Annotated in this window: 21 protein-coding genes; 5 read left to right on the top strand and 16 right to left on the bottom strand. The window is 66.6% G+C overall.

Translation table 11 applies throughout. The features are described 5' to 3' along the window. Positions 1–38 precede the first annotated feature (38 nt). Together AB1411_08475 and AB1411_08470 are read left to right on the top strand one after the other, a co-directional pair. A complete protein-coding gene (locus AB1411_08475; GenBank protein MEW6543634.1) occupies positions 39–1,115 on the top strand; it encodes a HEAT repeat domain-containing protein in 1,077 nt (358 codons plus the stop codon). 142 nt (positions 1,116–1,257) lie between these two features. Then, complete coding sequence (locus tag AB1411_08470; protein ID MEW6543633.1) at positions 1,258–1,749, top strand: hypothetical protein; 492 nt, start codon at positions 1,258–1,260, stop codon at positions 1,747–1,749. Between the two features lie 96 nt (positions 1,750–1,845). Here the strand turns inward: AB1411_08470 and AB1411_08465 are convergent, their stop codons facing one another. Genes AB1411_08465 through AB1411_08440 form a run of 6 tightly spaced genes read right to left on the bottom strand, consistent with a single transcriptional unit; the run spans position 1,846 to position 6,441 of the window. Further along, entirely contained in the window at positions 1,846–2,295 is a 450-nt protein-coding gene (locus AB1411_08465; protein ID MEW6543632.1) for a type II toxin-antitoxin system VapC family toxin, read from the bottom strand. After that, positions 2,292–2,552: a hypothetical protein gene (locus AB1411_08460; protein ID MEW6543631.1), complete on the bottom strand. Its 261-nt coding sequence runs from the start codon at positions 2,550–2,552 to the stop codon at positions 2,292–2,294. The genes AB1411_08465 and AB1411_08460 overlap by 4 nt, the downstream gene beginning before the upstream one ends. 11 nt (positions 2,553–2,563) lie before the next feature. Beyond that, the gene (locus AB1411_08455; protein MEW6543630.1) at positions 2,564–3,721 is read right to left on the bottom strand and encodes an LPP20 family lipoprotein; all 1,158 of its coding nucleotides are present in this window, start codon (positions 3,719–3,721) and stop codon (positions 2,564–2,566) included. Beyond that, positions 3,718–5,205, bottom strand: a complete 1,488-nt coding sequence (locus AB1411_08450; protein ID MEW6543629.1) for a hypothetical protein — start codon at positions 5,203–5,205, stop codon at positions 3,718–3,720. Before AB1411_08450 ends, AB1411_08455 begins: the two co-directional genes overlap by 4 nt. A gap of 28 nt (positions 5,206–5,233) precedes the next feature. Beyond that, entirely contained in the window at positions 5,234–5,875 is a 642-nt protein-coding gene (locus AB1411_08445) for a penicillin-binding protein activator LpoB (GenBank protein MEW6543628.1), read from the bottom strand. Beyond that, entirely contained in the window at positions 5,872–6,441 is a 570-nt protein-coding gene (locus AB1411_08440; GenBank protein MEW6543627.1) for an LPP20 family lipoprotein, read from the bottom strand. The genes AB1411_08445 and AB1411_08440 overlap by 4 nt, the downstream gene beginning before the upstream one ends. A gap of 202 nt (positions 6,442–6,643) precedes the next feature. Here AB1411_08440 and AB1411_08435 point away from each other — a divergent pair, with 202 nt between their 5' ends. Continuing rightward, positions 6,644–6,814, top strand: coding sequence for a hypothetical protein (locus AB1411_08435; GenBank protein ID MEW6543626.1), 171 nt, complete (start codon positions 6,644–6,646; stop codon positions 6,812–6,814). An 88-nt stretch (positions 6,815–6,902) separates the two neighbouring features. Here the strand turns inward: AB1411_08435 and AB1411_08430 are convergent, their stop codons facing one another. After that, the gene (locus tag AB1411_08430; protein ID MEW6543625.1) at positions 6,903–8,264 is read right to left on the bottom strand and encodes a caspase family protein; all 1,362 of its coding nucleotides are present in this window, start codon (positions 8,262–8,264) and stop codon (positions 6,903–6,905) included. Positions 8,265–8,449: 185 nt separating this feature from the next. Between AB1411_08430 and acs the strand changes: the two genes are divergently transcribed. Beyond that, the gene (gene acs, locus AB1411_08425) at positions 8,450–10,351 is read left to right on the top strand and encodes an acetate--CoA ligase (GenBank protein ID MEW6543624.1); all 1,902 of its coding nucleotides are present in this window, start codon (positions 8,450–8,452) and stop codon (positions 10,349–10,351) included. 61 nt (positions 10,352–10,412) lie between these two features. After that, positions 10,413–10,883, top strand: a complete 471-nt coding sequence (locus AB1411_08420) for an IPT/TIG domain-containing protein (GenBank protein ID MEW6543623.1) — start codon at positions 10,413–10,415, stop codon at positions 10,881–10,883. A gap of 87 nt (positions 10,884–10,970) precedes the next feature. Here the strand turns inward: AB1411_08420 and AB1411_08415 are convergent, their stop codons facing one another. The 9 genes from AB1411_08415 to AB1411_08375 all read right to left on the bottom strand — a co-directional run bounded on the left by AB1411_08415 (position 10,971) and on the right by AB1411_08375 (position 19,975). Continuing rightward, positions 10,971–11,627 carry a riboflavin synthase gene (locus AB1411_08415; protein ID MEW6543622.1) on the bottom strand — a complete coding sequence of 219 codons (657 nt, stop codon included), beginning with the start codon at positions 11,625–11,627 and terminating at the stop codon, positions 10,971–10,973. Between the two features lie 4 nt (positions 11,628–11,631). Next, entirely contained in the window at positions 11,632–11,754 is a 123-nt protein-coding gene (locus AB1411_08410; protein MEW6543621.1) for a hypothetical protein, read from the bottom strand. Positions 11,755–11,817: 63 nt separating this feature from the next. Further along, positions 11,818–12,975, bottom strand: coding sequence for an MFS transporter (locus tag AB1411_08405; protein MEW6543620.1), 1,158 nt, complete (start codon positions 12,973–12,975; stop codon positions 11,818–11,820). Then, positions 12,972–14,327 (bottom strand): hypothetical protein, encoded by a 1,356-nt coding sequence (locus tag AB1411_08400; protein MEW6543619.1) that lies wholly within the window; start codon positions 14,325–14,327, stop codon positions 12,972–12,974. Before AB1411_08400 ends, AB1411_08405 begins: the two co-directional genes overlap by 4 nt. Before the next feature lie 32 nt (positions 14,328–14,359). Then, positions 14,360–14,545, bottom strand: a complete 186-nt coding sequence (locus tag AB1411_08395; GenBank protein ID MEW6543618.1) for a hypothetical protein — start codon at positions 14,543–14,545, stop codon at positions 14,360–14,362. A gap of 7 nt (positions 14,546–14,552) precedes the next feature. Continuing rightward, positions 14,553–15,320 carry an HD-GYP domain-containing protein gene (locus tag AB1411_08390; protein ID MEW6543617.1) on the bottom strand — a complete coding sequence of 256 codons (768 nt, stop codon included), beginning with the start codon at positions 15,318–15,320 and terminating at the stop codon, positions 14,553–14,555. A gap of 106 nt (positions 15,321–15,426) precedes the next feature. Then, a complete protein-coding gene (gene ribD, locus AB1411_08385; GenBank protein ID MEW6543616.1) occupies positions 15,427–16,557 on the bottom strand; it encodes a bifunctional diaminohydroxyphosphoribosylaminopyrimidine deaminase/5-amino-6-(5-phosphoribosylamino)uracil reductase RibD in 1,131 nt (376 codons plus the stop codon). Beyond that, on the bottom strand, positions 16,554–19,433 hold the full coding sequence (gene ppdK, locus AB1411_08380; GenBank protein MEW6543615.1) for a pyruvate, phosphate dikinase: 2,880 nt from the start codon (positions 19,431–19,433) through the stop codon (positions 16,554–16,556). The genes ribD and ppdK overlap by 4 nt, the downstream gene beginning before the upstream one ends. Before the next feature lie 41 nt (positions 19,434–19,474). Further along, entirely contained in the window at positions 19,475–19,975 is a 501-nt protein-coding gene (locus AB1411_08375; GenBank protein ID MEW6543614.1) for a hypothetical protein, read from the bottom strand. Positions 19,976–19,977 lie beyond the last annotated feature (2 nt).

Below are 19,977 nucleotides of genomic sequence, written 5' to 3'. Positions count from 1 at the left end.
TCGGAGTAGCGTCATTCGTTCCCATTGCGGAGGCGATCATGCTGCGATTGCTCGGCTTCTTACTCTTGCTGGTGCTTTGTCTGATTCCCGCCGAGATCTCGGCGCGCCGGGAGGTGCTGACGCCGGAGCAGAAGGCGCGCTTGGAGAGGATTACTCTGGTGCTGGTGGAGGTGCTGGCCATCACGGATCAGGGTCCGGTTGATCCGGGGCCGCTGACCGACGAGGTGGTGCGGCGCCTCCGGGAGGTCGGGTACACGGTCTTGACCGATCCGGCCCAGCCGCACGACGCTGTCTTCAAGGTGAAGTGCGAGCAGCGGAAGGTCTGGGAAGGGACCAGCGCGTCCGGAGGCGACGCGGACGTTCCGGACTCCCCGTCCCGCGTCTGGAAAGGCCCGGCCTGTCAGTTCACGTACCTCCTCGACGGAAGGAAATCCGGCTGGCGGAAGGAAGTGCGGACGGACTTCGCGGACGCGATCAAGGCGGCGTCGGAGGCCAAGGCGGGCGATCCGGGAGCCTATGCGCTGGCGAAGCTGAAGGAGCGGCTGGAGCAGTATGACTTTCCCATCCGCGTGGCGGCCGAGTGGGGACAGGAAGACCGCTTGCTGAAGCTGCTCGACGCACCGGGCGTCACGTCGGCGCGGAAGGTGGAGGTGATTGCCCTGCTGGGCGACCTGTTCGAGGTCAAGGCCGTTCCCCGCCTGGTCGCCGAACTCAAGGGGGCCGATCTCGCCGCTGCCAGGGCCGCGGCCCTGGCCTTGGGAAGCATCGGCCACAAGGACGGGATCCCCGCACTGATCGAGGCGCTCAAGAGCGGCAAGCCGGAGCTCCAGATCGCCGCCGCCCGCGGGCTCGGCCTGCTGGGAGGGTTGCACGGGGATTTTGCGATCATCCCTCCGCTGCTCGAGGCCTTGAAGACCGACGACCTTGCGGTCAAGACCGAAATCGTCTGGGCCTTGGGCAAGCTCCCGGACAAGCGCGCCTACGAACCGCTGCTGGCGTTGCAGCGGTCGCTGCGCAACGTCCGTACGAGCGACCGCAGCTCCCAGGAGGGCAGGCTCTGGGACGCGGTCAGCTATAGTCTCAAGCAGATCGACACCTCCGATCAGATGAATTAGCCGGATGTTGAAAAAGGCTCCCAGCTTTGTTCTCGCTGTGCTCGGAGGCTCAACGTACCATTCACCCGTTGCATTGTGCCGAGCAACGGGTCCCCGGTACGCCTCGCCTCCTCGCTGGCTGCGGCCTCGCTGGACGGCCTTTTTGAACATCCTTCCTCTGATTGGATTTGCCGTCCTGCTGCTCTGGCTGGCCGGCTCTGATGTGCCCGCGCAGGTCATCGGGGACGAGGCCGAGATGGAGCGGCTCCGGAGCAAGGCCGAGGAGGCGATTGCCAACGGCGATGCGGACGGCGCCGCCATGAACAGCGGCAAGGCCGCCCTCATGGCCGCGCAACTGGCGGCCCGGCAGCAGGCGCAGGAGCCGGGGCGGTACTATCGCGGGGCCGAAGCCCTTTTCCGAGCCCAGGAGCACGGCTACCGCGCGCTGGCCCTCTTTCAGCGGGCCGGCGGCCAGCCGCCCGCCTCCTCCGGCGTCTGCGGCACCATGAAGCTGGCGGAGCAAGCCGTCACGCGGGCGATCGCGCTGCTCGGGGACGATCGGACGGCTCGCCAGGAGGTCCGGCGGCTCCGCGCGGCGGCTGAGGACTGGAGCCGGACCCTGGAGGGCCTGGCCGGCGATTTTCAATGCGGGTGAAGAGAAGAGCCAATGGCTTATAGCCTATGGCGTATGGTCAAGAGCGGTGGGATCCCTTCTTTCCCGCCATAAGCCATGCGCCATCAGCTCTTCCTGCTAATCGTCTTCGGGGTTGACGGGTGTGATCCCGAAGGGGCGGCAGAGCTCCAGAATCTGCCGGTCCGAGCTCACCATGGTCAGCCGGAGCGGTTTCAATTCCTGCACCAGCGCCAGTTGAACGGCCTGGGTGCTTCGCAGGAACGGATAGTCCAGGATCATCTGCTTGGTCGTCAGGAACGTGCGCGCCGAGGGGGCGATGTAGTGGAAGAGCCCCCGGTCCGACTCGGCCTCGAACTTGAACAGGACCGAGTACCAGTCGTCCCTGGTGAGCTCCCCCTGCTGCGCCTTGAGCGCCAGAGCCGAATAGAATTCCGGGATCGAGACGGTGCCGAGGATCGCGGTCATGCCGCGCTTGGCCAGCAGCCGGTTGACCGTCCTGGTCCCGCGCTCCCGGCTGTACCGCTTGACCAGTGCCGACGTGTCGAAATAGTAGAACGGCATGCTCATCCCCTCCTGGATAAGACGAACTCCGCCAAGGCGGTGCGGAGCTTCGAGAGCCGGTCTTGGATCTCGTCCAGCGGCAGCTCTTCGTATCCCTGCTTGCGGAGCGTGCCCAGCAGGCTCCCCGCGTGAACGGCGCGGGTCTCCCCCTTGATCCGCTCGACGGCCCGTTGCTTGCCCTGACGGCTGGACGTTCGCCCGGTTGCGCCGGCCGGCGAACCAGCCGTCTGCCGGCTGCTCGCGTAGCTGATGTGCCTGTGCATGGACCTCCCTCTCATGATGATCTGTCGCCCGTTCCCCGATTGCCGCTGATGCTCCCCTCCCCCGGGCAGGCGGACGGGGGTGGATTGGGCAGCGATTCCGCGTCGCCGTAGACGTAGCTGGCGAGGGTCCTGGCCAGCTCCGAGGTCAGCTCCTGCTGCATGACGCGGACCGCCTTGGCCTTTGCTTCTCCTTCGCTGAGGTGCCCCTCCCGGCCGGCCCGCGACACCGCGCCGACGATCCGCTGCGTGCCCGGTTCCACGACGACGAAATCGCTGCACCAGCGGACGTAGCGGAACCGAGGGTCCGGGACCATGACGTTCCAGAGGCGCACCGTTCCCCTGGCGACGAACTCGACCGGCTTGGAGTCGGCGCGTCCTCCGTCCTGGCCGACCGGTCCGGCGACGACGGGCAGGCCTTCGCGGATCAGCCCTTCCACGACGGCGCGGCGGACCGGCTCCGCCTGCTCTCCGCTGACCTCGACGCTGATCGCGACGTTGGCCGAGAGGAACTGCTCCAGCTCGGCGGTCAGCTCGGCCACCCGGTGGGGGGAAGCCTCCCCTCGCCCGCTCGGTCTGATCACCCGCAGGTCCGCATTGTAGGCTTCGCGCACGACGAGGTCCTTCACCGCCCGCCGGAGATTCCGGAGCCGAGCCAGCCTGTCCGGCGATTGCCGGGCCTCCTGCAACTCGGTCTCGATCTTTCCGTCCAGTTCCGTGACCCGCTCCAGGAGCCCCGCTCCGGCCTGGGTGCGGTTCATCCCGGCCAGCGCATAGTGCAGGCCGCTCTTCGGATCGAACCACCCGTCCAGAATCCTGACGTTCTCCAGCACCTTGTCGGTCGACACGCGCGTGAGCTGATCCAGGGTCAGGCGGCGCTGGCTGCTCGTGGTTCCCCGGTTCTCGAACAGGAGGAAGGATTCCCAGTCTCGGGACTGGGCGCTGACCTCCGCCTTGAAGATTCTGGCGACCGCCGCGTACGCCCGTTCGGCCGCGGCCGGCTGGGAGTCTGCCTGTCCGACGCCGACCAGATACTGATCCGGAGGGAACGAGGGGCTCGCGCCCTCGATCCAGACCGGCGGCCGGCTCCATCCGCTTCCCGAGCAGCCGAGACAGGCCAGGACCAGGATGGCCAGGCACGCGGCAAGGGTTCCGAGCCGCCGCCTGTTCACGGCAGCACCCGTTGCGTCACGAACCGGGTTTCACCGGCCTGCAGCGTGACGGACTGGACCGATTCGCGCCCCACCTCGCCGGTCTTCGTGACCGAGCGGAGGCGCAGCTCGTAAGTGCCCGGCGCGATCCAGAGTCGCGCGATCTGGATTTCGTCGGGGAGGGTTCGCCAGCTCCGCTTGTCCGCCTCTTCGGACGAGATGGCTAGCAAGTGGGCCAGGCTCCCGACCAGCAGGCCGATCAACGGTCCGGCGTCGTTGTGGCCCGCGGCCATCCTGGCCCCGTGGCCGACCCCTTCGGCCAGGGCGTATTTCACGGCCGCGCGGGCCACGGCCTTCATCGCAATCCGTCCGAACCGCTCACCGAGGCTCCGTTCGGCCAGCGCGGCGATGTTCTGCGCCAGCTCCGTGCGCCCGCTCACCGTGTCGTTGGCGCCCAGGAGGCTGATTTGCGAGTAGGCCACGGGGGTCTTCTGCGGCATGAGCGTGGGGACCGCGACCCGCACCACCCGTCCGTTGAGTCCGTACAGGAGACTCTCCGCGGCGCGGCTGTCTTGGTTGCCGGGGCCGACGACCGACTTCGTCAAGAGCACGAGCCTGAGCGCGTCGAGGCTGACGGGCAGATCCAGGAACAAGTCTTCCTTGCGCGGCGCGCGGCCATTATAGCTGATCACCACGATGTGGGCGAGTTGCCCCGTGACGGCGGAGGGTTGCCAGGCCGCGTCAGGGAAGGCTTGCCGGTATTCCTCGTGCTCCTGGGCGAGCTGGAGGGCTTCCGTCGTCCGCAGGAGATCGGCCCGCAATCCGTGGGGCACTTGCACGTGCGTCCAGGAAAGGGACTGGCGATAGCCCTCGTAGGCCTTGCGGAAGGCGATGAAGGCGTTGTTGGTGTCGCCGGTCACCTCGTAGAGGACGCCGGTGAGGTACCGGGCGAACGGGTCGTCGCGATAGGAATTCCGCCCGTCGGCTTGGTCGGACAGGACGTTCAGCCTGTGGTCGATCCGCCGGGCCTCCACCAGGGCGTCGTCCCACAGGCCGAGCGCCGCATAGTTGAGCGCCTTGAGCACGTTGACCATGACCTGCTCGTACGGATCGCCTTCGTACGGCAGCAGCGCGTCGTTGACCAGGAAGGCCCTCGTCTCGGTGCCCACTCGCCTGGTGTACAACCGTTCGATTTCCTCTTCCGCCTGTTCCAGAAGCACGTTGCTCTCCCGGTAGCGATGCGCCAGGTGCAAGGTCATGCCGCGGTCCATCCGATACAGGACCCGGCCGGCGGCGCCGTACTCCGGTTCCGCCCGCTCCACGACCTGATCCGCCCGCGTGGGATCGCCGGCGCGCAGGCTGTCGTCCACGAGCGCATAACGGCTGACCCGCTGGCTGCAGCCGTCGAGGACCAGTCCGAGAGCGGCGAGCAGAAGGAAAGCGGAAATGGAGACCGGGAGGATCTGGCGGGGAGCTGCCGGCCCGGGGTCGGAAGGGACTGGCACGGGAGTCCACGGCTCACGCGCGCGGGACTCAGAATCCAACACGTTTCCGCTCGACGACTTTCTTGATCTTCTTCTGGCCGAACCAGGCCTTCACGTTGGTTTCAAGGTCGACCATTTCCAGATCCACCTGGTAGAACACCGCTTTGACCCCGTCCGACTCGTCCGGGATGCTGGAGATGGCCCCCTTCAGCATGAAGTCCGCCCCGAGCTCCTTGCCCGGCGCCTTCTGCGTGTCTTCGCGGGAGTGGATGGCCTGCTCGCGCCGCTCCTCCCGGATCTCCTCCCGTTCGCCCCTCCCGGCGACGAACACCACCTTCTGGGAATTGGTCAGCTCGCGGGAAAGGTCGGTGACGAAGGTCTGCACGTTGATGTGCTCGTGACTCCGGTTCAGGACCGTGCCGACGATCACGACCGGCTGTTGTCCCTTGCTGCGCTCGTAGTTCTCCAGCCAGGGGCTCGCAAGGGCGTCCCTGACCATCGCCTCCGCCACCAGCCGGGAGTCCGTGTCGTTCCAGCGCCCGCTGAAGTCGGTGACCAGGTTCTCGTCCACGCGGGTGACCTTGACCCCGCTCCCGCAGCCGAAGGCCGCGAGCGCGAGGACGGCCAGGCACGTCGCGGCGGCGACGGCCTTTCCGTGGAGGCGGAACGCTGGACGCTGAAGGCGGATCACTTCTGCGCCTGCTTGGCTTCTTCCTTTTCCAGCTTGTCGAACAGGCGCTCGGCGTTTTGCCGGACGTATTCCCGGACCTGCTTGTTCAACTCCTTGGACTGTCCGAGCATTTCCTTGGCGCGCTCCAGGTCCATCTTGACCAGCACGTAGTAGGTGCCGGTCTCTTTGTCCTTGTACTGGTCCACCTTCCTGACGCCGGTCAACGTCGCGGCGGCGAAGGTTTTGACTGCCCGCTCGATGTTTTGCTCCTCGGCCGTCTTCGAGAAGTCGCCGGCGGTCGTGGCGGCGGCGTAGTCGCGCATCAGGTAGGCGGTGTAGGCCTGGAGGTTCCGGACCATTTCTGCCCGGGCCCGATTCTCGGCTGCCTCCCAGGCGAGCGAATCCGCATGCTGGATGCCTTCGACCGAGCCGACTCCGTAAAATACCCGCTCGTCGTTGGAGTTCATCGGGCCGGAGCCTTTCTTCACCCAGGTCGGGGGACCTCCGCAGGCGGAGAGGGTGAGGAGCAGCGAGACGAAGAGTCCGCACTCCATGAAGCGAATCAGAGCGGCCATTTTCCGGGTCATGGACGTCCTCCCTTCTTCATAAGCTGATGAGACGTGGCCGGGCGGGGTCGGTGAACATCGCAGCATGGAACGTATCGGCGGAATCGCTCGAAAACTTTAAAAGTGATGCTAGCATGCGACCTGGGACCTGTCAACGAACCGGCGGGCTTGACGGCGTCGGACGGCTTTCGGTAGCGTGGCCCGACGGGCAAAGGAGGGAACGGTGGCGGAAGTCAAAATTCAAGACGGGATCATCAAGGTCGTTGATCTGGACGTGCAGGACCCGAAGGCAGCGGCGGTGCTGGCCGAATATCCGGAGGTCCGCTGGGCCGAAGTGACGCGGCGAGCGTTGAAGATCGGCTTGGGGTACCTGAAGGGCGGGGCGCAGGACTAAGAAGCGTCGTTCGTCATCCGTGGAGCGTCGTTCGTCGGAAATATGATGTTTCAGCGAGATGCGAGCCACGAAAGACGAGCGACGCCAGTTACTGCTTCTCGGCCGGCTGGGTGGCGCCGGCCCGGCTGAGATATTCGCGGACGCGATTCTCCGTGCCGCCGGTCTCCAGGTACCGCTGGTAGCTCTCCACGGCTTTCTTCTGATCCTTGAGGTCCTGGGCGTAGAGGTCTCCGAGCGTGAGGAACACGTCCGTATAAGTCGGGTTGACGGCGATGGCCTTCCGCAGCGCCTGCTCCGCATCGGCGAACCGGCCTTTTCGCTGGAGTACCAGGCCGAGGGTGTAGAAGGAGTCCGGATTCTTGGGCGCGTATTTGATCCCCAGCTCGGCGGCCACGAGCGCCTGATCCAGGTTGGGCTGGAACTCCAGGAGCAGGTAGCTTTTGAGCACGTAGGCGTCTCCGAACGACGGGTCGTAGCCGATGGCCTTGTCCAGTCGCTCCAGCGCCTCCTGCGCGGACTTCTGCTGCTGGAGCAGCGAGAAGGCCTGTTCGTATTCCTGTTTGGCCGCCGCGGCCCGCTCTTCCTGCGTCTGGGGCTCGGGGCCGGCCCGATACGCGCTTTTCTTCCCCTCGATCAGAACCGCGTCGCCGTCGCCGTCCAGCCGCGCGAATTGGGGATGTTGCGTGCCTTGGGTCGCCTGCTCGACCTGCCGCTTGACGTAGGCACCCAGTTCGCTGGCCATCACCCAGCCGTTCTTATCCCCGTCCGCCGCCCCTTTCAGTCCGGTGACGAAGGCCTTCACGAAGACGCTGAGCCCGTCTTGCTGAACCGGCGTTTCCCCTTTGCCCGCGGCTGTGAAGATCTGGACGGCCCGCTTGTCGGTCTCGTCCTCGGGGGACATGCGTCCCTCCAAAGAGAGCTGCTGCGGAGGGGTGACCTCCCACCCGGCGATGCCGACGTCCAGCAGGAAGAGGATGTGTTTCGCCATCGCGCGGCGCGAAAACTCCTTCAGGTCGTCCAGGGTCAGGGCCTTGGACGCGTTCGTGGGCTGCGCGTCCCAGGGAACCAGGTACCCCAGCTCCTTGCCGTTCATGTCCCGGGTCACGTCTGCATGGCCGGCGAAGAAGATCACGACCCGATCTTGACGTCCGACCTTGCGCATGAGGGAGTTGTTCAGCAGTTCCTTGACGTTCCTGGACTTGGCGTCCTTGTCGTAGACTTCGATGACTTCCTCGAAGCCGAGTTGCCGGAGGGCACCGGCCACGGCCTTGGCGTCGGCGACGGCCCAGGTCAACTTGGGGGCTACCAAGTAATTGTCGATCCCGATGACCACGCCCCAGGACTTGTAGTAGAGCCCCTCGGGCCTGCCGAGTTGGGCGAATCCCGGGGCAGCGAGGGACTGCAGCAGGGTCGCCAAGACCACAATGGCCAGTCGTGTCAGGGGCTTCATGTCGAGGTGGAGGCCCAGCGTGCCCGGTGCGCTCGGTGCATGGCTGCTTCGCGTCGGCGAGCTACGTAAATTGATGCTACTCTCCGCATCTTCGGACTGTCAAGCCGCAGAAGACTTGCAGATAGGGAGCAGCTTGCGCATAATGATCGCCGCCGTTGTGAAACCGGGGCAGAGGGGACGGGTCCATGGAAAACAAGGCGGTCGAGCAGGTTGACAGTCTGCTGCGGGTGGACCGGATCATCCACCCGCCCGCGGCGCTGAAAGCGACGGCCCACGTCACGGATTACGAGTCCGAGTACCGCCGGTCGATCGCCGATCCCGAGGTCTTCTGGGACGGGGTCGCCAAGGAGCTCGAGTGGTTCACGCCGTGGCGGCGGGTTCTCGAGTGGAATTATCCCTGGGCCAAGTGGTTCGTCGGCGCCACCTGCAACATCTCCTACAACTGCCTGGACCGGCACGTGAAGGGCTGGCGCAAGAACAAGGTGGCAGTCATTTGGGTCGGCGAACAGGGAGAAGAGCGGGTCTTCACCTACGGCGAACTGTACCGGCAGGTGAACCGCTGCGCCAACGCCCTCAAGGCGCTCGGCCTCGGCAAGGGCGACCGGGTCACGATCTATCTTCCCAAGATCCCCGAGCAGATCGTCGCCATGCTGGCCTGCGCCAGGATCGGGGCGATCCACAGCGTCGTCTACTCGGGGTTCAGCGCCCCGGCCCTGGAAAGCCGGATTCAGGACGCCGAGTCACGGGTCGTCATCACGGCGGACGTGGGCTACGACCGGGGGAAGACCATCAACCTCAAGAGCGTCGTGGACCAGGCCGTGTCGAACTGCGGCAGCGTCGAGACCGTGGTGGTGGTGCGGCGCCAGAAGCCGGGCATCCCGCTCTCGGCGCCCAAGGAGATCGACTGGGACGCCTGGCTCGAAGGCGAGAAGGCGGTCTGCGATGCGGAGCCGCTGGACTCCGAGACTCCCCTGTACATCCTGTACACCTCCGGGACCACCGGCAAGCCCAAAGGCGTCGTGCACGTGCACGGCGGCTACATGGTCGGCACGTACATCACGACCAAGTACGTCTTCGATCTGAAGGAGGAGGACGTTTACTTCTGCGTGGCCGATCCGGGCTGGGTCACGGGGCACAGCTACATCGTCTACGGCCCGCTCCTGAACGGAGCCACGATCCTCACCGCGGAGGGGAAGCCGGACTATCCGAATCCAGGACGCTGGTGGTCGCTGATCGAACAGTACGGGGTCTCGATCTTCTACACGACCCCCACGGCGATCCGGTTGCTCATGAAGTACGGGGAGGAGTGGCCCAAGAAATACGACCTCGCGTCGCTGCGCGTGCTCGGGAGCGTGGGAGAGCCCATCAACCCGGAGGCCTGGGAGTGGTTCCACCGGGTGACCGGGGGGACCAGGCCGATCATGGATACCTGGTGGCAGACCGAGACCGGCATGATCCTCGTCACGCCCCTTCCCACCGTGCCGCTCAAGCCCGGATCCGCCACGCGCCCCTTCCTGGGCGTCGAGGCGGACGTGGTGGACCGTCAGGGGAACCCGCTGCCGGCCAACGCCGGCGGGTTCGCGGTGATCAAGAAGCCCTGGCCGTCCATGATGCGCACGATCTACAAGGACCCGGACCGCTACAAGGTGTACTGGAACACGATCCCCAACTGCTACACGGCCGGCGACGTCTGCCGCAAGGACGAGCACGGGTACTTCTGGTTCATGGGCCGCGCCGACGACGTGATCAAAGTGGCCGGCAACCGCATCGGCACCGCCGAGGTGGAGAGCGCGCTGGTCAGTCACTTCGCGGTCGCCGAGGCGGCGGTGATCGGCAAGCCCCACAAGACGGCTGGTGAGGCCATCAAAGCCTTCGTGATTCTCAAGCAGGGGCACCAGGAGAGCCACGACCTGATCCAGGCTCTCAAGGACCACGTGCGCAAGGAACTGGGCAAAATCGCGGTACCGCAGGAGATCGAGGTCGTTTCGTCGCTCCCCAAGACCCGCTCCGGCAAGATCATGCGCCGGGTCTTGAAGGCCAAGGAGTTGGGACAGGATCCAGGCGACATCTCAACGATCGAAGAGTGACGGTGTCACAACCAACCCGAGGGCGATGAGCCCGAGGCCAACCGAGAGAAGGAGGCCGGCGATGCGCGTGCAGGCACGAGTTCTGTGGACGGTGGCCGCGGCGTCTGCGATCATGACGATGGTGCTCGTTGGTCAGCCCGGAGTCGTGACGGCCGCCGAGAAAGAGAAACCGGCCAAGCAGCGGAAGGCGGCAAAAGCGGACAGGAGCGGCACGGCAAAGGTGGAGAGCACCAAAGCCTCGGCGGCGGCGGCCGCGGCCAAATCCAAAACCTGCTTCGGCGAGGCGCCGAAGATCCAGCAGGTCAAGCCCGACGAGGGCAAGCCGGGCACGGCGGTCACGATCACCGGCCAGAATTTCGGCGCGGTCGGATGCCTCACGGGCGTGTCGTTCGGGCCGGGCCAGGCGGCGAAGTTCACCCATGCGAACGATTCGACCGTGACGGCGACGGTGCCCGCCGGCAAGAAAGGCATGTTGCTCCTCACGGTCACGACCGCCTCGGGCGAGGATTCGAAGCCGTTTTTGGTGAAATGATGGGTGGCGAGAGGCGAGAGGCAAAGGGCGAGAGAAAGCGTCTCGGATTCCGCCCCGCTCGCCTCTGGCCTCGTGCCCCTCGCCTTCTCAGATCAGCCCGCGCTTGAGGAGGTAGTCCCGGTCGATCGCGGGGGGCGGTTTGGGAGGCAGGTGGCTCCGCTCCTGCAGGAGCCGCTCGACGTACTTGCCGATCAGGTCCGACTCCAGGTTGACCGAGTCTCCCGGGTGTTTGAGGCCCAGCGTGGTCGCTTTCGCCGTGTGGGGGATCACCGCGACGCTGAACGTCCGGTCGGTGACTTCGTTCACGGTCATGCTGATCCCGTCGATCGTGACGGAGCCCTTCGGCACGCAGTAGCGGAGAATCTCGGTCGGGGCTTCGATCGTCAGCACGAGCGAGTTCCCCTCCTGACGCCGGTCGCGGATCGAGCCGACCGCGTCCACGTGCCCGGCCACCAGGTGCCCGCCGATCCGCTCGTTGATCCTCATTGCCCGTTCCAGGTTCACCGGCATCCCGGCCGCCAGCCTGCCCAGGTTGGTCACGGAGAGCGTCTCGGGCGAAACCTCGACGGCGAACTCCCGCTCCCCGACCGAGACGACGGTCAGACAGGCCCCGTTCACGCTGACGCTGGCGCCGATCGCCAGGTCGCTCATGACCGTCGAAGCGAGGATGGACAGGCGGCTGCCCGCCAGGCTTCCCTCCAGCGACTTGACGACGCCCATTTCCTCCACGATGCCGGTGAACATCCTGCTATTCTTCCTTCTTGAGCAGCACGTGCTTGACGACCAAGACGAACACCACGATCAGGACGACGACACCCAGCGTCGCCAGGACGCCCACCACGATGTCGCCTGTCCCGATGTCCGGTCTCACGGCAGAACTCCGACGGAGACCGATCTTATCACACCGTCGCCGGTTGTGTGCACCGGCTGGCCCCTATTGCCGCACGACGCGCCAGAAGACCAGCGCGGCCGCCACCTGCAGCCCGGAGATGGCGGCGAAGGCGCCCCGATAGCTCAGATGTGCGATCAAGACCCCGGCCAGCAGAGGGCCGGCCGCGTGCCCGATGTCGTTGATCGTGCCCTGCATGCCGATGCCCGCGCCCATCGTCTTGAGCTCGGACAGGTCCGCCACCAGGGCCGTGGTGGACGAAGTCACGACTGCCTCGCCGAACCCGAAGCCGGCGGCGAGGAGGAGCAGGAGCGGGAGGGCGGAGACCTGCGGGATCAGCAGAAACGTGCCGGCGCAGATGACCAGCCCGATCAGGATGAGCGGACGGCGCCCGACCAGGTCGGACGCCCGTCCCATCACCGGCTTGGAGAGGAACGAGGTGACGCCCTGGATACCGAACAGCAGGCCCACCTCGCCGGGGTTCAAGCCGACCGCAACCCCGTAGATCGGCAGGAACGCCATGAGCGCGCCGTTGGCGACCATCTTGGCCGCGTCGGTGCCGCTGGTGACCAGCACCCTGGTATTGCGCCAGACCGTGCGCGAGCCCTTCCATACTTCCCCCAGGACCGCCCCGATCCCCTTTTCGACCGCGCGCGGCGGAGGCGGCGCCAGCCGCAGGCTGAGGAAGAGGAACAGGCCCAGGCAGCCGAAGACCCCCGCGGTCACGAAGGTCGCGGGAAATCCGGCGGCGTAGACCAGCCACCCGCCCAGCACCGGGCCCAGGAGAGCGCCGGCCTGGGTGGACGCGGTGTACCAGCCCAGCGCGGCGCCGCGCCGCTCCCGGTACAGGTCGGCCACCGTCGCCAGCGCGCTGGGGGCGAAGATCGCGGTGGCCAGCCCGTGCGCGAAGCGCAGGCCGATCAGTTGCTCCAGGTCGGAGACGAACGGATAGAAGAAGGGCGGCAGTCCGAACGCGAGGATGCCGACCCGCATCAGAACCCGCCGGCCGTAGATGTCCGAGAGGGCCCCGGCCGGCAGCTTCATCAGCACGCCGGCCAGGGTGGAGACCGAGACCACGAGGCCGATGCGCTCAGGCCCCGCCCCCAGAGACTGGGCAAAGAGGGCCAACGCGGGCATCCGGACCAGGTTGTAGCTGATGAAACAGGAAACGCCGATGCCGCAGAGGAGGAGGAACGGGGTCACGGCCGGGATTCCGAGGCAATGGTCACGACGGCCGAGAACCGCATGCGACGGTCCTGCCGGCGTCGCGCGTCGCGCAACAGCGTCTCCACGTTGGGAGTGACCGTGCCCTCGAAGCTGGTCCGTCCGTCCGTCACGACCGTGACCGGTTTGGAGAAGTCGACCAGAGTGGAGTTCAGGAACAGGCTGTATCGTCTCACCCGCCGCGTGTGGACTTCGATCCGATTGGGTTCGGCGATCCGGACGTCTAGTTTCGCGTACAGACGGTTCCTGACCGCGTCGTCCCGGCTTTCAATCAGATCGTCTCGGAAGGCGGCGATCGGGTCCGTGGCGTCGATCCGGACCCATCCGAACGGGGCCAAGTGGGTGGCGTCGCGCACGACCGTCACGTGACGAGGCAGCGGGTTCCGGCGGCGCGCTCCGAACCAGGAGACCAGGGCCGGCAGCTCCTCCCGGGGAAAGAAATGCCCGCCCGCCATCGGATGGGTTCGATCGTGCTCCCGATACTGGAACTCATAGCCGAGACGCGACAGTTCCTCCGCGATCGCCCGGCTCAGCTCCACCGGCATGACCTGATCCCTGGCTCCATGGATCAGATAGACCGGCGTCTGCCGAAGGTTCTCGAGAAACGGCCACAGGACGTCGTCCAGGCCGCTGGCCATCGGCGCCAGGCCGGCGAACAGGGGCGCGTGGTGCATCCCGATCAGGTACGTGCCGATGCCGCCGTTGGACATGCCGGTAAGGAAGATGCGATCCGGGTCGATCCGGTACCGGGTCTGGACCGCCCGGATCGTGGCCAGGACCAACTCCTCGGCTTGGCGGGTCCACCAGGTGCCTGCGATGAAGGTCGGACAGGCCAGGATGTAGCCTTCGCCCAGGCGGGGCCGCCACCGCTCCAGGTAGGCGTCTCCCGTGAATCCGGCGCCGTGCAGGCAGACGACGAGCGCATGGTCCTGAGTCGGACGGTAGGAGGCGGGAACATAGAGTCCGTAGTGGAAGGTCCGGCCCTTGACGCGGACCGGCACCCCCGGCTGCAAGCCCGTCGCTTCGTCCCGGTACCGCGGCCCGGCGGCGATGGCTGCGTCCACCGCGCCCAGGGTCGCGTCGGGACGGTGCAGGATGGCGGCCAGCGTCCGGTCGGCTTGGTCGGCGTCCTCGGTCCGGAGAAATGTCTGGACCACCGGATCGAGTGTCCATCTCTGAGATTCGTCCGAACCGGCGGGCGGCGCGTCACAGAGGGAGAGCAGAATCAGGAGAGGGAGTAAGACGACGGCGTTGCCGAACCGGTTCCGGAAGATCGTCGGAAAAGCGGAAGTCGGAAGAAGGGAATCGTCGAGCCCAGGCAGCCGGCGCACGGAAAGACGGTAGCATCTTTAGTTTGAGCTTGTCAAAACCACCGGCCGATGCGGCCGATCTTGGGCTGGTTTGAGGCGACGGCCCGGAAACGGTTGTGACAGGATTCGCAAACGAAGGGATAGAGCCCGAGGAGACTGGCCAGACGGTCCACCAGCTTCCGTTTGACCCGGAACACGAACGGGCTCCCACAGGAGGGACAGCGAACGGGACCGTCCATCAGCGCCTCACCTCTCCCGAACGACGGCGAACGTGGCGTGGACGCCCTTCCACGGCGCGAGCGGGCGAGCCGCGAAGGGCGAGACGAACGACCGGAGGCCGTGGTCCTCCTCCTTCAGCGCCTGCCACTCCGCCCCGCTGATTGACAGGAAGGCTTCGACGACGAACGGGTCGAAGTGGGTCTCGCGTTCGGATCGAATCTGCTCGCAAGCTTCGGCGAAGCTCACGGAGCGCCGGTAGGGACGCGCCGAGGTGAGGGCGTCCAGCATGTCCACCACGGCGCAGATCCTCGCTCCAAGCGGGATTTGTTCCCCCTTGAGCCCTTGCGGATATCCGGTCCCGTCATACCACTCGTGGTGGCACAGGACGATGCGGGCTTCGTCCTCGAGGTGGGGGGCCGTGCGGAGCATGCCGTATCCGGTCGCGGGGTGCCGTTTCATGACGACCCATTCGGCTTCGGAGAGGGGGCCGGGTTTGTTCAGGATGGTCTTGGGGACGTGAATCTTTCCCAGGTCGTGCAGGAACACTCCCCGTCCCAAGGTGGACAAGCCTTCCCACGCCAGTCCCAACCGCCGGCCCAGCTTCAGCGCGTAACGGATGACCCGCTGGGAATGGGCGAAGGTCTCCGCGTCGCGAAGGCTCAGGAGCGACCCAAAACTCGCGAGCGTGGATGCGGCCGCCTCCTCGGATTGGGTGAGAATCGGCGGAACGGTCCAGGTCGAAGCGGCTGATGTGCGATGGTTCATGCCCAGCCGGTCCAGCAAGAGCTGTGCCATCCGCCGGGCTTGCTAACGTCTTGTTTTCCTGGAAGAAGGGGGAACCGACCGGTTCGGATGGCTGTTCAGTTTTGTGCGGAGGTATCGAGGCTGGGACAGGACGAGCCTAGCGTGCAGGCGTTCCTTCGATGAGGAAGTCTCCGTCCAGATTCGTGACCGAGACCCCGTGCAGGGGAACGGCCTCCGCGAGCCGTTTGGGTGACGCCCCGCCGATGACGGCCTTGGCGTCCTGACCGCCCAGAAGACGCGGAGCGACGAAGAGCTTCACGTGATCCACCAGATTCTCACGGAGCGCCGACGCGTGGATGCGGCTTCCCCCTTCGATGAGGGCCGAGCTGATGCCGCGCTTGCCCAGGTGCGCCAGACAGGCACGGAGCGAAACCTGCCCGCGGCTGGCCGGCAGGACGAGCACCCCCACTCCCCGCTCGCGCAGGCGTCGGATCCGTTGTCTGGGGGCCCTGACGGTCGTGACGATCAACGTGTTGACGGTTGGGCTGCCGGGCGGCCGCGTGAGCACGCGGGCCGACGGGGGGATACGGAGCGTGCTGTCGAGGATGACGCGGAGGGGTTGCCGGGGGGCGTGTCCGGCCCGATGCGGCGGCCTCGCGGTCAGCCGCGGATCGTCGCGGAGGACGGTCCCGATCCCCACGAGGATCGCGTCCACCTGGCTGCGCAGCCGATGGACCTCGCGCCTGGCCGCCGGGCCGGTGATCCACCGGGACTCCCCGCCGGCTGTCGCGATCTTTCCGTCCAGGGTCATGGCCGCTTTCAGGATGACGAAAGGCCGGCCGGTTCTCCGCCAATGACAGTAGAATTGGTTCAGCCGTTCCGCTTCTTTGCCCAGGCAGCCGACCTCGACTCTGATGCCGGCCCGGCGAAGGGCCCGGATGCCTCGTCCCGCAACCAGGGGATTGGGGTCCTTCATCCCGACGACGATGCGGCGGAGGCCGCTTGCGAGCACGGCCGGGACGCAGGGAGGCGTACGCTTCTTGGTGTGGCTGCAAGGCTCGAGGGTGACGTAGAGGGTGGCGCCCCTGGCGCGGCGCCCGGCCGCTCGCAGAGCCAGTCGCTCGGCATGGGGCTCGCCGGCCCGCCGGTGGTAGCCCCGGCCGACGATGCGGCCGTTCGCGACGATCACCGCTCCGACCATCGGGTTCGGGCTCGTGGCGCCGCGTCCCTTGGCGGCGAGGCGGAGCGCCAACGCCATGTGCCGGCGGTCGAGGTCGGACCGGCTCACCTGGCGCGCCGACTTGGCCGCCGGGCCGGTGCAGCCTTGCCACGCCGGGTCCGTGCCCCGCGGCCGGCTCTCTTCAGGGCGCTGCCGGGGTCGGCTTGCAGCGCCGCTTGAGCCGCCGCGAGCCGCGCGATCGCGACCCGGTACGGGGAGCAGCTGACGTAGTTCAGGCCCAGCTCGTGGCAGAAGGCGACGGAGCTCGGCTCTCCGCCGTGCTCTCCGCAGATGCCCAGCTTGATGTCCGGGCGCGTCTGGCGGCCCTCGGTGATGGCCATGCGCATCATGGCCCCGACCCCTTCCCGGTCCAGGACGGCGAAGGGGTCGGCGTCCAGGATGTTCTCGGCCTTCTTGGCGATGGCGGCGCCGCAGCTGCGGCACTTCATCTCCTTCCAGTCCACGTCGGTGGACAGACAGTGGGGACAACTGTCCTGCCGCCGCATGTAGAACCCGACGAACTTGGCGGCGTCGTCGCGCGAGAACCCGAAGGTGGTCTGGGTCAGGTCGTTGGTGCCGAACGAGAAGAACTCGGCCTCTTCCGCGATCCGCCCGGCGGTCACGGCGGCCCGCGGCAGCTCGATCATCGTGCCCACCAGGTAGGTCAGCTTCATCCCGCAGCGCTTGAGCGTCTCGTCCGCCACCTCGCGGATCAGCTCCTTCTGGGCCTTCATCTCCGAGACCATGCCGACGAGCGGGATCATGATCTCGGGGACGATCTTCTTCCCCTCGCGCGCCACCTCGCAGGCGGCTTCGATGATCGCGCGGGTCTGCATCCGGGTGATCTCCGGCATGGTGATCCCGAGGCGGCATCCCCGCAGCCCCAGCATCGGGTTGAACTCGTGCAACTCCTCCACCCTCGCCAGGAGCTGGCGCTTCTCCTCGACGAGGGCCCGGTCTCCGCCGGTCAGCTCCAGCCGGGCGATTTCCACCATCAGGTCCTCCCGATGGGGCAGGAACTCGTGGAGCGGCGGGTCCAGGAGGCGGATGGTCACCGGAAAGCCCTGCATCTCCCGGTAGAGGCCGATGAAGTCCTGCTTCTGCAGCGGGAGCAACTGGTCCAGGTACCGCTCGCGCTCCTGGCTGGTGCGGGCGAGGATCATCTTCTGCATGATGGGGATCCGATCGTCCGCGAAAAACATGTGCTCGGTCCGGCAGAGCCCGATGCCTTCCGCCCCGAAACCGCGCGCGACCATGGCCTGGTCCGGGATGTCCGCGTTGGCCCGGACCTTCAAGGCGCGGAACTCGTCGGCCCACCTGAGGAACGTCGCGAAGCGCCGGTACTTCTCCGACTGCTTCGGGTCCAGCTTGCCCTGAATGACCTGAATGACTTCTGAGGGGACCACGGGAATGTCTCCCGCGTAGACCTGGCCGGTGAAACCGTTGATCGAGAGGTAGTCGCCTTCCCGGAATTGCTGCGAGCCGATCCGGACCGTGTTGCCGCTTCCCACCTCCACCGCCTCACAGCCGGCCACGCAGACCTTGCCCATCTGCCTGGCCACCACGGCGGCGTGCGAAGTCATCCCGCCCCTGGCGGTCAGGAAACCCAGCGCCGCGTTCATGCCGTGGATGTCGTCCGGGCTGGTCTCCTGCCGGACCAGGATGACCCGTTCTCCCCGTGCCTGCATCTCCACCGCCCGGTCCGGCGTGAGCGCGATCTTGCCGGCGGCGGCCCCCGGTCCCGCGGGCAGGCCCTTGCCGATCGGCGGATGCTTCCCCTCCTCCGCCGAGTCGAAGATCGGGTAGAGGTACTGGGAGAGCTGCTCCGGGGCGACGCGCAGGACCGCTTCCCGTTTGCTGATCAATCCCTCCTTCACCATGTCCACGGCGATGCGCACCGCGGCGATGCCGGTCCGCTTCCCGACCCGCGTCTGGAGCATGTAGAGCTTGCCTTCCTGGATCGTGAACTCCAGGTCCAACATGTCGCGGTAGTGGCGCTCGAGCGTCTTCTGCGTGGCCACGAGGTCCTTGTAGGCCCGCGGCAGGGTCTGGGCCAGGGCCTTCACCGGCAGCGGCGTCCGAATGCCGGCGACGACGTCCTCCCCCTGGGCGTTCAGCAGGCACTCGCCGAAGAAGGTGGGCTCGCCGGAGGCCGGGTCGCGCGTGAACGCCACGCCGGTGCCGCTCGTGTCCCCCATGTTGCCGAAGACCATGGCGACCACGTTCACGGCCGTGCCCCAACTGTCCGGGATGTTGTAGAGCCGCCGGTAGGTCACGGCCCGGGCGCCGAACCAGGAGGTGAAGACCGCGTTGATGCCCATCCGGAGCTGCTCGATCGGGTCCTCCGGAAACTCGCGGCCGGTCGCCTCGCGCACGGCGCCCTTGAACAGGTGGACCAGTTCCTTGAGCGCCTTGGCGTCCAGTTCCGTGTCGTGCTTGACCCGCCGCTCGGCCTTCACGTGCGAAAGGATCTCTTCGAACCGCTCCCGGTCCACGCCCATGACCACGCTGCCGAACATCGTGATGAAGCGCCGGTAGCTGTCCTGGGCGAACCGCTCGTTCCTCGTCTTGGCCGTCAGCCCTTCGACGGTCCGTTCGTTGAGCCCGACGTTCAGGACCGTGTCCATCATCCCGGGCATGGAGGCCCGGGCTCCGGAGCGGACCGACACGAGGAGCGGACTGGCCGGATCCCCGAAGCGGGCGTTCATGGACCGCTCGACCTTCTTCAGGGCCTGCATCGCCTGATCCCACATCCCCGGCGGGTAGGTCTTCCTGCGCTTGTAATACTCGATGCAGGCCTCGGTCGTGATCGTGAAGCCGGGGGGGACGGAGATCCGCAGGTTGGTCATCTCGGCCAGTCCGGCCCCTTTGCCGCCGAGCAGCTCCTTGTTGTCGCCGGCTCCTTCGGCCTTGCCGTCACCGAAGTAATAGACGTATTTCTTCATGCCTGATCCTACCTTTGCTCGTGATGAAGTCGTCCGGAACTTTAGCCTCCGCCGCCCTGGGTCTCCAGCCGCAGCCGGTACCGGGTGATCAGGTAGCGCTTGAGCAGAAGGCCCATCGCGATCACGGCCGCGATGAAGGCGCCGAGCAGAAACAGCCGGTAGTCTACTCTGGTGCCGTGCTCGAAATACAGCCGGCCGTCAGCGCCCTGCACGATCTTGGTGTCCTTCTGGAACTGGTGCGTCTGCCCCGAGGGATCCGACAGGTTGATCCACTCGTTGCAGAGCCGCACCGGACCCTCGACCCCGGGCACCCGGTGCCAGCTCAGCCGCAGACACACGTCCTTGGCCGGATCGAAGACGTCCGGCATGCGGACCAGGGTTTCCAGGTTGACGCCGCTTCCCCACACCCCCAGCAGAAAGATCGCATTGCACAGGACGATCATCGCGGCCGTGACGCCGTAGGCGTAGCGTCGCAGCCGTCGAGTCTTCTCCTCCGCGCCAGGGTCCGCGGAGACGGCGCGGTCTTCGCCCGGGTCGGTCATGG

This window comes from Nitrospirota bacterium (genome assembly GCA_040757595.1).
Taxonomy (GTDB): Bacteria; Nitrospirota; Nitrospiria; order Nitrospirales; family Nitrospiraceae; genus JBFLWP01.
This window is presented reverse-complemented; position numbering and strand designations above follow the sequence as displayed.